General features: G+C 66.7%; 11 protein-coding genes and 2 pseudogenes. 7 read left to right on the top strand and 6 right to left on the bottom strand.

Annotation, left to right across the window (positions count from 1 at the left end):
• Positions 1-72: 72 nt before the first annotated feature.
• Positions 73-1,653: a PucR family transcriptional regulator gene (locus AC3B5T_RS24495; RefSeq protein ID WP_488358038.1), complete on the top strand. Its 1,581-nt coding sequence runs from the start codon at positions 73-75 to the stop codon at positions 1,651-1,653.
• Here the strand turns inward: AC3B5T_RS24495 and cynS are convergent.
• The gene (gene cynS / locus AC3B5T_RS24490) at positions 1,641-2,093 is read right to left on the bottom strand and encodes a cyanase (protein ID WP_035717743.1); all 453 of its coding nucleotides are present in this window, start codon (positions 2,091-2,093) and stop codon (positions 1,641-1,643) included. The two genes, AC3B5T_RS24495 and cynS, sit on opposite strands and share 13 nt — an antisense overlap.
• Before the next feature lie 255 nt (positions 2,094-2,348).
• Here cynS and AC3B5T_RS24485 point away from each other — a divergent pair, with 255 nt between their 5' ends.
• Positions 2,349-3,215 carry a formate/nitrite transporter family protein gene (locus AC3B5T_RS24485; RefSeq protein ID WP_488358037.1) on the top strand — a complete coding sequence of 289 codons (867 nt, stop codon included), beginning with the start codon at positions 2,349-2,351 and terminating at the stop codon, positions 3,213-3,215.
• 16 nt (positions 3,216-3,231) lie between these two features.
• Here AC3B5T_RS24485 and AC3B5T_RS24480 read toward each other — a convergent pair whose 3' ends face one another.
• A complete protein-coding gene (locus AC3B5T_RS24480) occupies positions 3,232-4,839 on the bottom strand; it encodes a DUF2339 domain-containing protein (protein WP_488358036.1) in 1,608 nt (535 codons plus the stop codon).
• Between AC3B5T_RS24480 and AC3B5T_RS24475 the strand changes: the two genes are divergently transcribed.
• A complete protein-coding gene (locus AC3B5T_RS24475; protein WP_055476625.1) occupies positions 4,799-5,269 on the top strand; it encodes a hypothetical protein in 471 nt (156 codons plus the stop codon). The genes AC3B5T_RS24480 and AC3B5T_RS24475 overlap by 41 nt on opposite strands.
• Before the next feature lie 144 nt (positions 5,270-5,413).
• The gene (locus AC3B5T_RS24470; protein ID WP_014927629.1) at positions 5,414-5,923 is read left to right on the top strand and encodes a carboxymuconolactone decarboxylase family protein; all 510 of its coding nucleotides are present in this window, start codon (positions 5,414-5,416) and stop codon (positions 5,921-5,923) included.
• 99 nt (positions 5,924-6,022) lie between these two features.
• On the opposite strand, the pseudogene AC3B5T_RS24465 reads toward AC3B5T_RS24470, so the two are convergent.
• The 3 genes and pseudogenes from AC3B5T_RS24465 to AC3B5T_RS24455 form a co-directional block, all read right to left on the bottom strand.
• A pseudogene (locus AC3B5T_RS24465) lies at positions 6,023-7,024 on the bottom strand (transposase); the annotation flags it as partial.
• Between the two features lie 60 nt (positions 7,025-7,084).
• Entirely contained in the window at positions 7,085-8,476 is a 1,392-nt protein-coding gene (locus AC3B5T_RS24460; protein WP_045540970.1) for an IS256 family transposase, read from the bottom strand.
• Positions 8,477-8,576: 100 nt separating this feature from the next.
• Positions 8,577-9,134 (bottom strand): annotated as a pseudogene (locus tag AC3B5T_RS24455) (transposase); the annotation flags it as partial.
• Between the two features lie 165 nt (positions 9,135-9,299).
• Here AC3B5T_RS24455 and AC3B5T_RS24450 point away from each other — a divergent pair.
• Entirely contained in the window at positions 9,300-10,550 is a 1,251-nt protein-coding gene (locus AC3B5T_RS24450; protein WP_055477099.1) for an MFS transporter, read from the top strand.
• A 29-nt stretch (positions 10,551-10,579) separates the two neighbouring features.
• On the opposite strand, the gene AC3B5T_RS24445 is transcribed toward AC3B5T_RS24450, so the two are convergent.
• Positions 10,580-11,185 (bottom strand): TetR/AcrR family transcriptional regulator, encoded by a 606-nt coding sequence (locus AC3B5T_RS24445; protein WP_055477078.1) that lies wholly within the window; start codon positions 11,183-11,185, stop codon positions 10,580-10,582.
• Positions 11,186-11,299: 114 nt separating this feature from the next.
• Between AC3B5T_RS24445 and AC3B5T_RS24440 the strand changes: the two genes are divergently transcribed.
• Together AC3B5T_RS24440 and urtA are read left to right on the top strand one after the other, a co-directional pair.
• On the top strand, positions 11,300-12,346 hold the full coding sequence (locus tag AC3B5T_RS24440) for an oxygenase MpaB family protein (protein ID WP_055477079.1): 1,047 nt from the start codon (positions 11,300-11,302) through the stop codon (positions 12,344-12,346).
• A gap of 279 nt (positions 12,347-12,625) precedes the next feature.
• Positions 12,626-13,936: an urea ABC transporter substrate-binding protein gene (gene urtA / locus AC3B5T_RS24435; RefSeq protein ID WP_035717714.1), complete on the top strand. Its 1,311-nt coding sequence runs from the start codon at positions 12,626-12,628 to the stop codon at positions 13,934-13,936.
• Positions 13,937-14,023: the final 87 nt, after the last annotated feature.

Genomic DNA, 14,023 nt, shown 5'->3' with positions numbered 1-14,023 from the left:
GCGGCATCGGCAGCCGCAACTGACAGATCGTCGCCCTGCAGAGGACGTGGCCAGTGCATAGTGTCTCGGTTCATGACAACCGGCCGACACTCGACGAACACCGTCACGTCGACGCTGCGAGAGATCCTCGACAACGAGCTGGCCGCGGCCGAGCCTCGGATTCTCAGCGGCCACGAGCACCTCGACGCGCCGGTGCGGTGGGTGCACTCGAGCGAGATCTACGAGATCGGACCGCTGCTCACCGGTGGCGAGCTGTTGCTGACGACGGGACTCGGGTTGCGTGGGCTGGACGCGGGAACCCGCAAACACTACGTCCAGGACCTCGCGCAGCGTGGCGTCGCGGCGGTGGCGATCGAGGTGGGCCGCACGTTCGAGAGAGTGCCCGAGGAGATGGTGAGGGCCGGCTCGGTGGCCCGGCTGCCGATCATCGAGTTGCGGGCAGTGGTCCCGTTCATCGATGTGTGCCGCGCGGTCAACACCTCGATCGCCGCGCGTGAGGTCGACGAACTGCGTCTTCGCTCCACGCTCGTCGACGCCCTACACGACGACCTGGCGGCGGGTGCCGGCGTCGCACCCATGCTCGGTCATCTCTCCGAGATCCTCGGTGCCCCGGTCGTTCTCGTGTCCACCTCCGACGCGCTGCTGTCCGCACACGGCGTCGACGACGACTCGGCGGCGTGGCGGATCGTCGACCGGGCCGTGGCCGAGGCCGTGGTCCTCAGCAAGGGGCGTCCGATGGCGCGGCTGGTCGTGGGCGAGCGTGCCGACGCCGGCCCGAATCCGTTCGCCGAGAGCCTGCTGCGCGCGGCTGCCGGTCCCGTGGCGGTCGGCCTGACCCGTACCGGTGTCCGCGGATCGGCCCTGGCCGCGCGGCTCGTCGAAGATCTCGTCGACGGCAGGCCCATGCGGCCCGCGGACCTGCGGACACGTTTGGCCGGCGCGGGGGTGTCCGTGGCGGGACCCACTGTGGTGGTGCCCCTGGCAGCCGAAGCTCCCGACCCGCGGATGGCCGATGCCGCGGTCGCCGGGGCCGCGCTGGATTCGGTGGCGCGCAGCATCGTCGACGCCACGGTGTATGCATTGGTCGCGGTGCCGGCCGGTGGCGGCCAGGGCACCCCCGATCCGGTCGACCGAGTGGTGTCGTCACTGGTACCACGCGGCAACCGGCTGCCAGGCGCCACCGTCGTGGTCGGAACTCCCTGCCGCCTGGACGATCTCGGGCCGGGCACGGATACGGCGGCCGTCCTCTCCGAGTCGCTGCGCCGGTGCGGGCGACAACTCGGTCTCGCGGCGTCGACCGCCGCTCGCCTCGGGACGGATCGCCGGGTGTTCACCTCTCGCGAACTGCTCGCCGACGATGCCGTCCGTATGCTCGACCCCGCGGTCCGCGCGGAGCTCCGGTCACTGGTGGAACCGCTGGTGTCCAACGATGAACGCTCGTCGTCCGATCTCGTCCGGACGCTGGCGGTGCATCTGTCGAACGGGTGCAGCGCGACTCGGTCGGCCGCGGTGCTGCACATCGGCAGGCAGAGTCTCTACCAGCGCATCGAGCGTATCCGCACGGTTCTGGGTTTCGACCCCACCGAACCGGCCGTGTACGCCTCGATGATGCTCGCGCTGCGATCGCTGACGGCTGACATTCACCAGTTGTAGTCGAGGAACTTGCCGTCGAAGGTCACGATCACCCGGTCGCCGTTCGGGTCCGGCCGGCGTTCGAAACCGATCTTGAAGTTGATTGCGCTCATGATGCCGTCACCGAATTCCTCGTGGATGAGTTCTTTGAGCGCGGGCCCGTAGACGGCGATCGCCTCGTGGAAGCGGTAGATGGTGGGATCGCTCGCCACGGCATCGTCGGCCACACGTGTGGGCTGCTGACGCAGGCTCTCCGCGACACCTTCGCCGAGACCCAGCAATTCCACGACGGCGGTGGCTTTCGCGGCCGGGACCGGGTGTTTGCCCAACAACGCCGCGACGGTCCAGACCAGGGGGGCGTCGATCTTCTCGGCGATCGTCGCCCAGGTGAGTCCCTGGCGTATCCGTGCGGCGTTGATCAGCTCTGCGGCATCGGCTTTCGGCATGATCGGGGTGGTCATCGTCATCTCCATCGATAGTGTTGGACCACATCCACATTGCCCATCGGCGCGCGCGGTGCCAAGTCGACGCAGCAACATTCGGCAGTGTTCACACGAACGACATGTGGTTCGGCGCGGCCGGCGTCATCTGAATTTCACACCGCGACGTGGCGGGAGTGAGGTCGGTGTAACAGGGCGACTCGTCGATGACACCGGACGGTCATGTGACCTCGGTTCCATGGGGCCCGACAAACTGAGGAATTCGAGGAGAACCACATGTCTTATGTGAAACCGTCCGAATTCGCGGTGAAGATGGTCGACGCCGGCGAGTCGAAGGCGTTCATGTCCACCCGCGACACGCTGATCAGAGCATTCATGGCCGGCGCGATCCTGGCTCTGGCCGCGGCGTTCGCGGTGACGGTCACGGTGCGAACCGGTGAGCCGCTGCTGGGGGCAGTGCTGTTCCCGGTCGGGTTCATCCTGCTCTACCTGATGGGATTCGACCTGCTCACGGGCGTGTTCACGCTGGTGCCGCTGGCATTGCTCGACAAACGTCGAGGTGTGACCGTCCGGTCGATGCTGCGCAACTGGGGCCTGGTGTTCGTCGGGAACTTCCTCGGCGCCATCCTGGTCGCGGTGATGATGGCGGTCATCCTCACCTACGGGTTCAGCGTCGCACCCGACGAAGTGGGGCAGCAGCTCGGCGAGATCGGGCACAGCCGCACCGTCGGGTACGCCGAGCACGGGGCGGCCGGCATGCTGACGCTGTTCATCCGCGGTGTGCTGTGCAACTGGATGGTGTCCACCGGCGTCGTCGCCGCCATGATGTCGACGTCGTTGCCCGGCAAGGTCATCGGTATGTGGATGCCGATCATGCTGTTCTTCTACATGGGCTTCGAGCACTCGATCGTCAACATGTTCCTCTTCCCGTCGGGTCTGATGATGGGTGGCGACTTCTCGATCGCCGACTATCTCGTGTGGAACGAGATCCCCACGGTGATCGGCAATCTCGTCGGCGGACTCACCTTCGTCGGGCTGACGCTGTACCTGACGCATGTCCGGACCGCCCCGGATCGTCGACCTCCCGCCCACGATGCGACGACCGAGGTCGACGTGGCCGCGCCGGTTCGTACGACCACCTAGTCCGTCATCGACAGGGTCAGGCGGCTGTCACCGAATCCGGCTCCGAAGGATTCTCCTGCAGGGCGCGTGCGTACCAGGCGCCCAGTCCGAGGAGGATGAGTCCGGTCACGATGAACACGATGACGCGGAAGATGCCGTCGAGGGTGGCCAGGTCGAACAGGAACAGCTTGGCGATCGCCGCGGCGACGAGGACAAGGCCTCCGGTGACCGCGGCGGTGCGTGCCACGCCGCTGCGACGTCGGGCATATGCGAGCGCCGCGCCGGCGAGCACCATCCAGCAGGTGGTCGCCAGAACATGTCCGGCCAGGAACCCGTCTGACCCACCGATGAGGACACCTGCGGTCACACTGATCACGGTGAGCGCATAGACGACGACCATCCCGGCGGCGATGTGGGCTGCGCGAGAAAGCGCCTCGTCGGTGAGGCGCACCCAGCCCGCAGCCAGGACGAGCGCTCCAGCAGCCGCGAACAGGCTCGCGACAACGATCTCCAGGTTCGCATCGCGTCCGATCAGGTCGGCGTCGGCGAGCACGTACGGAGGCGCTGCGTGGAGCAGGGCCGCGAAACCGATCGCCCAGATGACCGAGCTGCCGGCGAGAAGCACACGCGAGGTCGTCGACCACGTCCGTGCCACGAGACCGGTCACCGTGGCCAGTCCCAGCAGTACGGCGACCGCCACCGTGCCGTCAAAGGTCTCGAGGACCGCGACGAACAGCAGGAGAAGTGCGGTGGCGGACCAGATCTGGGCGACGGTGTCGGGGACGAACCGGGCGCGGGTGCCCGAGAGCGCCGAACCGATCAGCACGGTGCCGATGAGCGCGAGGGCGATGGAGGCCTGGAGGATGACCGCGCCCGGCAGATGCATCGCCGAACCCGCGAACAGTGCCGGGATGGTGGTCGCACTCGCCAGGCCCGCCATCGGTTCGGGAAACGCCGTGGTGGGCATGGCTATCAGGGCGCCGCCGACGGCCAGCAGGACGACCACGACGACAGCTGTCGCGAAGACCGGGTCGGAACTCCCGGGCGCGCTCCATCCGGCGAGGCCGGAGAGGCCGACCAAGGTGAGCGGGATCGTAGGGGCGGCCAGCCGCACCGCGTGCAGCCAGATCCAGTCGCGACCGAGCTGGACCCACGCCGACGCGGCGCAGAGCACCACCATGAACGCGATCAGGGTCGTGTCCAATCCACCGGCGAGGACCGGTGCCAGGACGATGAGTGGCACCACGACCAACAGGCCCAGGTGTTCGCTGCGCCACCGGTGGGCCAGCACGAGACCACCCGCCGCGACGAGGCCGGCGACGCCGAGGCCCGGGACGATCGGTAGCCACTCGTAGATCTTCGTCGCGGCGAGGACATCGAGGTAGCCGGTTGCGATTCCCGTGGCGGTCAGCGCAATGGCACCGATCCGACCGTCGGTGCGGCCGCGCAGCCACATTCCGCCGGCGACGAGTGCGGTGGCGAGCACCGCGCCGCCGGCGACGCGGAATTCCGGACGGAGGATTCCGGCCTGCGCGGCCAGGACGAGGAGCAGCGCTACACCGATGAGCGTCACGCCGACGCCGGCGGTGGCGAGGATCTTGCCGATGAGCCCGCGTTCGGCGGCCGCGCCGATACGGTCGGACATCGACGGTGCGGGTGGTCGAGGCGGCGGGGCGGCCGACGGTCGGGGCGGTCGGTACGACGGCATGGTCGTCGGACGAGGCATCTGCGGTGACACCGCGGCGCCCGCCGGATTCGGGGGAGCGGCCGGGGGCCGATGGGGTGGTGAGAACGGTGGCGCCGGCGGGGCCCACGCCGTCACGGTCGGCGGAGTGAAGCCGGGAGGCGGTGTCTGTATCTGCGTCGGTGTCCGGGGCGCGGGTCGCGGGGCGGTGCTCGTCTCGCGGGCGGGTTCGAGCGGCTCGGCGACGATGCGCCGTAGCTCTGCGAATTCGGCTGACACGGTGGACATCTGGCGCGCGATGGCGTCGAACTCGGTCGAGATCCGCGCGAGCGTGGCAGTACTCGGATCGCCGCCGAACATGCTGCTGGGAGAGGTCATGCTCCGACGATGACCGAGCGCGTCCCGGCACGGATGAGTAGTCCTACCCAGACGGCGTGGGGACTTCGTGTGATCAGACGGGTCGTGCTGTTCCCGGGCGTCCTCGGCTGACGCAGCGGCTCGTGGGCCGGCGACCGCGGGCGGTTACTGTTGGGCCATGCCTGCGCAACGGGTGCGAATAGACAAGACCACACCGCAGGTCTATCGAAAGCTGATCGCGGTGTCGGCCGAGGTCGCCGCGGCCGCCGAAGCGATCGGGTTGAGCCGCTCGCTCGTCGAGCTGGTGAACCTGCGGTGCTCGCAGCTCAACGGCTGCGCCTACTGCATGGATCTGCATGCGCAACTGGGCCGTTCCGCGGGTCTGTCGACGCAGCAGATCGACGTCATCGCGGGGTGGCGCGACGCGCCGGACCTGTTCGACGATGTCGAACAGGCCGCCCTGGAGATCGCCGAACTGGTCACCGAGCTGCCCGCGCACGACGCCGCCGACCTGGCCTACGACCGGGCCACAGACATCCTCGACACCGAACAGACCTCGGTGCTGATCTGGGCGGCGGTGACCATCAACGCGTTCAACCGCATGTCCATCGTGAGCGGTTATCGGCCCAGACCCGGACGGTCTCCGCGCAAGGCGGCGGCACCGTTCGCGAAGGACGCGAACGGCTAGGAGGCTGCTGAATTATTGGTTTCCTGGGCTGGGGGTTGTGGTCGGGTTGTCGGTCTCGCCTGGCTGTGATTGTGGGGGTGGCCTGGATGCCGAGCTGGCTCAGGCCAGGGTCCAGGTGTTGTGGGTAATGCTCAGGCCCAGGCTGGCCAGTCGGCGGAGGTTGAGCGCGGCGACGCGGTGGTGGAGCCAGTTGTTGTTGTTCTCGACACCGCGGAAGGGCACGCGGCGGTTGTTTCGGGTCAGCCAGGCGATGGATCGTTCCGCCATCGGCCGATGTTGCCGGTAAGTGTCCTGAATATGGTTGTCGGCAAATTGTTTTCGGTGTTCGCGCTGCAGTTGGTGATGTTCACCGAGAACAATCTTGCGGCCCCGAGGCGAGGTGGTGCAGCGCTGGCGCAGTGGGCAGCCGCGGCAACCCGCGCCGAAGGTGACCCGCCCTTTCGCGGTGACCGGCCGAGTCAGATTGTTCGGGCAGGTCAACGTGTTCGTGGTGGCGTCGTAGGTGAAGTCGTCGCCGACGAAACCACCCTTGACGGCCGGGCGGTGTGGCCAGGGTTTGAGGACCGCAGTCCAGTTGGTAGGTGCCAGCGACGAGAGCATGGCCCCGGTCGCGTATGCCGAGTCGCCGAGGACCTCGAGGTCAGCAGCGCTGTCGGCGACGGTGGTGTCGGTGGGCAGCAATCGCGCCCCGACTGTGGCATCGGAGTTGTCCTCGCCAGCGGCTTTGGTCAGCTCGGTGGCGGTGACCAGCCCGGTATCGGGTTCGACCACGACATGGGCTTTGAACCCGTCCTGGCGGCGGGACTGGGTTTTATGAGCATGCCGGGCATCGGTATCGACCGTGGAGATCACCCGATCCGGGGCGGTCCTGCGCGCGATCTGCCAACGACCGTCGGTGCCGTCAGAGCCGGCGGCGGGTTCGACATCCTGGCCGGCCACCAACGCCAGCAACGCCACCGCCTGCTGCTCGGATTCGTTATCGGGCTTCTTGGCGATCGCGGTGAGGTCGAGGTCGTCGAGCACGGCCAGGGCGTCGTTGACCAGGGCGCTCACCAAATCGTGTTGGGCCTGTTCATCGTCCCAGGCGATGCGGGGTTTGCCGGAGCTTGTCAAGATGTCTGTGTAAGAACGTGACTCCTGATTTTCTTGTGGTCCGTGGGTTTAGCCGAGGTGCGGTTCGATCCGGTCGGGGTAGGCCAGAGCGAGCTGTCCGAGGGCTTGCTTCCAGTTGGTGACGACCTGTCCCTCGACCAGTCGTCCGAGGGCCTTACGGGGCTGTGACCGCCTGGTCCCGCGTTCTTTGAGGCGTTGAGCGGCTCGTTTGTCTTCGATGTCGCAGATGGCCAGCCACAAGAGTTTGCGGACCGCGATGTCGTTGGGGAAATGTCCGCGGTTCTTGATGACCTTGCGGAGCTGGTAGTTCAGCGACTCGATCGAGTTGGTGGTGTAGATGACTTTGCGCAGCTCGGGCGGGAATGCCAGGAAGGGGATGAACCGATCCCAGGCTCGGTCGAAAGCCATTGCCGCACTCGGATATTTGGCGCCTAGTTCCGAGTCGCGGAAGGCTTCCCACTCGCGGCGGGCGGTCTCGGCGTCGGGGGCGGTGTAGATCGGTTTAATCGCCCGAGCGACGTCTTTGCGGTCTTTGTAGTTCACGAACCGCATCGAGTTGCGGATCAGATGCACCACACAGGTTTGCACGGTGGCCAGCGGCCAGGTCGCCTCGATCGCTTCGGGGAATCCGGTGAGCCCGTCACAGCACACGATCAGCACGTCCTTGACGCCGCGGTTGGCCAGATTCGCACACACCCCGGCCCAGAACTTGGCGCCTTCTTCGGCCTGTATCCAGATTCCCAGCACATGCTTGACGCCGGCCATATCGACGCCAATAGCAATGTGGGCGTGCTTGTTTCGGACATGGGCGCCGTCTTTGACCTTCACCACCAGGGCATCAAGGTAGATGACGGGATACAACGGCTCCAGCGGCCGGTTCTGCCATTCATCGACCGCGTCGAGGACCTCGTCGCAGATCTTCGAGATCGTCTCGTGCGAGAGATCGGTGCCGATCGTGGAGGCCAAATGGTGTTGGATGTCGCGCAACGTCATGCCGCCGGCGTAGAGCGAGATGATGATGTCGTCGAGGCCGCCGAGGCGGCGCGAGCCCTTCGGGACCAGCCGCGGGGTGAACGTGCCGTCACGGTCACGAGGAATGTTCAGCTCGACCGGCCCGGCCTCCGAGGCCACCGTTTTCGGGCTCGACCCGTTACGGGCGTTGGGCAACTCCCGCCCGGCCGGATCGCCCTTGGCATAGCCGAGGTGATCGGTCAGCTCGGCCTTCAGACCGCGTTCGAGGGCCAGTTTGATCAGACCTGGGATCAACCCGCCTTCGCCGGTGATCTGGATCTGGCCGGTATCGATCTGGGCGAGCAGCTCATCGACCATGCCCGAGGCCTGTAATGCCTCGGCGACTTCCGCGGTCGAGCGCGGCTCGGCCAGTTCAGGCAACTGCTCGTCGTCGTGGCCCTGCTGCTTGTCGTCTAACGCCATGCTCATAGATCTTCCTCTCACTGATGAGCACTGGACTTACACAGACCATCTGACACCCCCGTTTGCCGGTCTGCTCATACCCGGAGCCGGTCAGGGCGGCCAGCCGGGTGGCCCGCCCGGCCACCACCACCTGCGCGCCCTCGACGTCGCGGGCCACCCGCCGTATCGCCGCGATCAGCTGAGTCACGGTGTCTTGGCGGGCCACCGCATCATCGAGCACCGTCGAGTCCAGTGCCCGGCGATGTTTGCCCGCCACCGCCCCGGTCTCGGTGATGACCTCGCGAACCTTCTCGAAAATCAGGTGTGGCCGCTCGCAGCCAGCCAGCCGACGCCGCCAATACGTCAACGTGGACGGATGAAACCCTTTCGTGCCCAACGTGAATCCACACGCCGCTTTCCACCGCAGATCGAACATGACCGCCTCAGCGGCCTCACGATCAGAGAGCCCGTGCAGGGTTTGCAACACGATCACCGAGGCCATCGTCTCGGCCGGGATCGACGGCCGGCCCCGCCCGCTGGGAAACAGCTCCGCAAACATCGCCGCCGGGAACAACCGTTCCCGATGCTCGGCGAGCAACGCGAACACACTGCCCGCCGGCAACAGATGCCCGACCAGCGACCTCACATCCAGGAACTCATCCTGATGATCTGACTCACCCTGCATACCGTCCAGGATCCCAGCCCACCAGCACCAACACGAACCAGCCACGCCGAAAACGACTGCGATTATTCAGCAGTCTCCTAGCCGGCCGCCCGCACATGAACACGTCTGCGCCGACCCGCCGACGCCGCGTGGGGCATGATGTCACCCATGTCGAGTCCGCGGTCCATGTCGACCCCGCGCTCCGGTCGGCTCGCTGTCGGCACCCTCGTGTTGCTCACAGTCCTCTACTTCGCACAGGGTCTGCCCTATGGCTTCTTCAGCCAGGCGATACCCGTCATCCTCCGCGAGGAGGGTTACTCGCTCACCCAGATCAGCGTCTACGGACTGCTGTTCGCGCCCTGGGGCCTGAAGTTCCTGTGGGCGCCCTACGTCGACGCCTACGGAACCCGGCGCAGATGGCTGCTGACCCTGCAGTTGTCGTCGGCAGTGGTCGCGCTGGTGCTAGCGTGCCTCGACCTGTCCGGGACCCTGGTGTGGTTGCTGGTGGGCATCGCGGTCATCAACCTGCTCTCGGCGACGCAGGACATCGCGACCGACGGCCTCGCCGTGTCGATGCTCGAGCCGCGTCAGCGTGGTCTGGGCAACGGAATCCAGGTGGGCGCCTACCGGATCGGCATGATCACCGGGGGCGGCGGCCTGCTCTGGCTGTTCTCACTCGCCGGGTGGCGTGCCCTCTTCGTGGTGATGTCGGTGCTGCTGTTCGCGGTCACCGTCGGGGTGTGGTTTCTCGCCCGTGAACCCGGGCCGCGAGCCGGCGATGGACCGTCGGCGTCACCGACTCCGGTGTCGCCGCGTTTGTTGCTGACGGGGTGGTGGTCGCGGCTCCGACGCCCGGGCGTGATCGGTTTCATCCTCGTCGTCGGCGCGTTCAAATTCGGCAACTCGATGGCGTCAGCGCTGGTCGGCCCGTTCATGTCCGACATCGGACTCACGCTGGGACAGATCGCACTCGTCGAAGGTGCGCTGTCGTCGGCCGGGGCCCTCGGCGGGGCAGCCCTCGGCGGGTGGCTCGCCTACACCTACGGCCGGCGGCACGCGCTGCTCGTCGGCGGTGTCACCCAGACGCTCAGTCTCGGTCTGTATCTGGTGGCGTCGATGGGGGTCGGCGGTTTCTGGCTCGTGGTCACCGCCAGTCTCGCCGAGCACATCCTGGGTGGGGCGGCGACTGTCGCGGTCTTCACACTGATGATGGACGCGTGCCAGAAGGGCTACGAGGGCAGCGACTACACCCTGTTCGCCTGCGCCGTGGTCGGCGTACAAGGCGCTGCCGGGTTCGCCGCGGGGATCATCGGTGACCTGTTCGGGTTCCCGGCGATCTTCGCGAGCGGGCTGGTCCTGTCGGGTCTCGGGTGCCTCATCATGATCCGCGCCCTCGACCGCGGTCTCATGAAACGCCTAGAACCCGCGATTACGTAGCGTGAGTGCGCTTTTGGCGCGCATTGTCGCTACGGAATCCGGGTGGGGAGCAGGGTCGCCATCGCCTCGTCGACGACGCGGTCCAGATCGTCGCCCAGGCTGCCCGCCAAGAACTGCTGCACCAGTTCGGCCATCGCGCCGGTGAAGATCGCGGCTCGGACCCGACTGGTGAGCGGGTCGGCGTCCCGGGCGTCGGCCTCGGCGAACGCCATGTCGCGGAGCATCGCCTGGGTGACGGCACGCCGTTGGGCAAGAACAGGATTGGTGACTCCGGCGGTGAACAACACGCGGCCGCGACGCGGATCCGAGGAGGCATGGCCCAGCACCGCACGGATTCCCGCGCGCGTGCGCGACCGGACCGAGGGATCCGCCTCGCCCATCGCCGCGGCGACCACCGTGCCGAGTTCCGCGGCGGTGGCGTCGTACACGGCGCCCAGCAGCTCGTCGGTGCCGGTGAAGCTCTCATAGAAGTACCGGGTATTGAAGCCGCAGTGGCGACACACCGAGCGGACCGACAGTTCGGACTCGCCGCCGCCGCCCCCGAAGATGTCGAAGGCGGCCGCGATCAGGTCGGACCTACGCTCTGCGCGCCGGTCCGCGAGCGGCACGCCAGCCCAGCGGGTCGGTAGGGACATCGTCTCACCATAGTCGGCGGCGACCCGGCCGGGCCAGATCTGGTCACACCCGTAGCCAAAGAGTTAGTCTGGATACGACCGTCTCCAAAGGTCGCCCCGAGCGGAAGGTCTCCGATGACTGTGTCCATGGCTCCTCTCCGGTTGCCGTCCACCGACTGGGTACCCGTTCCGCTCCCGCACGAGTTCGTCGGTTCCTGGCTCAACGGCAAGTTCGACGCCCACGTGCGTGCGAAGTTCTTCCGCGGGATGGAATTCGAGAATCCCGCGGGGGACCCGGGCTGGTTCGGCCCGGACAGCGCGACCTGGTACGTCCACTCGCACACGCCCGCGCTGATCTTCGGCCTGCAGTGCGCGTCGTACCTCGAGCGTCTGGACCCGAGCATCTTCTGGATGGGCGTGCAGCACTCGCGACTGGTCCGGCGGCGCGAGGACGGTACCCCGACCCTGTCCATCGACCCCGACGGAGCCATGACCAGGCTCGGGCACTCGCTGGCTTTCTTCATGGGGACGGCATACGGCTCGACGGAGTCGGCGGAGCGATTGGCCCGGACGGTGCGCGCGATGCACCACACCATCAAGGGCGTCCGGCCCGACGGTGCGACCTACGACGCCGACGATCCGGCCTGGTTGCGATGGAACTACGCGACGGTCGTCTGGGGTATCGCGACCGCGCACGAGATCTATCACCCGAAGCCGCTGCGTGGCGACCAGCTCGACTGCTATTACCGGGAATTCGTACGGGTCGGTCATGCGCTCGGTGGTACCGACCTGCCCACGACCAAGGCCGACACCCTTGCCTGTCTTGCGGAGTACCTGCCGAAACTCGCACTGACACATGGCAATGCGATGGCGACCGGGTTGAACGTGCGCAACCCCGCCCAGGGTGCCGTGGACTGGGCGATCCGGGACACGATGCCTCGCTGGGCCAGGGAGCTGATCATGTACCGGGCGCCCAATCCGATCGAGCGACGCGCCCGGCGGAGCGCGGTGTGGAGCATCATCAACTCCGCGCATCTGACGATGGGAGAGGCTCCCGAGTTCGCGGCCGCGTGCCACCGTGTGGCGCCGGGAACCACCGTCCCGCACACCCTTCCCCGATATGAGCTCGGATCTGACCCCGAGCGTACCCGCGCCGAGATCGAGGCATCCTTCGCCCACTAGCGCCTGCGGGCCGTCGTGTCAAACCGGACCTCTCTGAATCATCAATGAAGGCAACAGAATTCGGCGACCCCCGGCCGCGGTGACGCATCCGGAAGCGGAAACACCGATTTCATCTCACGTCACGCCGGCGTAACAAAGTCAAAATACGTTTACCCCCCATACGCCAGATCGCAAGCTTCTTGCGGCGCGTATCTCATCGGGGGTCATGCGGTGACATGCCGCGTGTTCGTCGTGCCCCCACCTGAGTGGACCTGAGACGTAGTGAGAAAGGCTTCGCCGATGCCGTCTGTTCCGTTGCCGTCCGGCTCTTCGCCGACGGACACCCCGCCGCCCGCCACCACCCGCTCACGCCGGCGGCGGTACGGCATTCTCGTCCCCGCGGCCCTGTCCGCAGTGGCGCTGGTCCTCAGCGCGTGTGGCAGCTCGGCCAGCGATGAATCGGCGTCGAGTGCCGAATCGTGCGTCGACACCTCCGGTAGCACCATCAAGGTGGGGTCGCTGAACTCCTTGTCGGGAACGATGGCGATCTCCGAGGTCACCGTTCGCGACTCGATCAAACTCGCCGTCGACCAGATCAACGACAACGGCGGCGTCCTGGGCAAGCAGCTTCAGCTCATCGGCGAGGACGGCGCGTCCGAGCCGACGATCTTCGCGGAGAAGGCCGAGAAGCTGATCTCCAGTGACTGCGTCGCAGCGGTGTTCGGCGGCTGGACGTCATCGAGCCGCAAGGCGATGCTGCCCGTCTTCGAGGACAACAACTCACTGCTGTACTACCCGGTGCAGTACGAGGGACTCGAATCGTCTCCGAACATCTTCTACACCGGTGCGACCACGAATCAGCAGATCGTGCCCGCGCTCGAATACCTGAAGGAAAAGGGCGTGAAGTCGCTCTACCTGGTGGGTAGCGACTACGTGTTCCCGCAGACGGCCAACCGGGTCATCAAGGCATACGCGGAGGCCAACGGCATCGAGATCAAGGGTGAGGACTACACCCCGCTCGGCTCGACGGACTTCTCGACCATCGTCAACAAGGTCCGTACCGCCGACGCCGACGCCGTGTTCAACACTCTCAACGGCGATTCCAACGTGGCGTTCTTCCGCGAGTACAAGAACGTCGGACTGACCCCGCAGGCCATGCCCGTCGTCTCGGTCTCCATCGCCGAAGAGGAAGTCGGCGGCATCGGTGTGGACAACATCGAGGGCCAGCTGGTCGCGTGGGACTACTACCAGACCGTCGACAACCCGGCGAACACCTCGTTCGTCCGTGACTACAAGGCCGCCTACGGCGCCAACAAGCCGACCTCCGATCCGATGGAGGCCGCCTATGTCTCGGTGTACCTGTGGAAGAACACCGTCGAGAAGGCCCAGTCCTTCGCGGTCGCGGACGTCCAGAAGGCTGCGGGCGGAGTCACTTTCGACGCCCCGGAGGGACTCGTCACGATCGACGGCGAGAACAACCACATCACCAAGACCGCGCGTATCGGTGAGATCCGCGGCGACGGACTGATCTACACCGTGTGGGATTCGGGCCAGCCGATCGAGCCGGACCCCTACCTGAAGTCGTACCCGTGGGCCGAGGGCCTGAGCTGACACCGCCGACGACCCGTCCCGCGTCTCGCGACGTGGGACGGGTCGCGTACGGCCCCTCTCTGGAGTAAGCGGCGCACGCCGACGACG

The sequence above is a fragment of the Gordonia sp. G4 genome (genome assembly GCF_057770005.1).
Note: the sequence above shows the minus strand (reverse complement) of the source record. Positions and strands in the feature narration are given on the sequence as shown.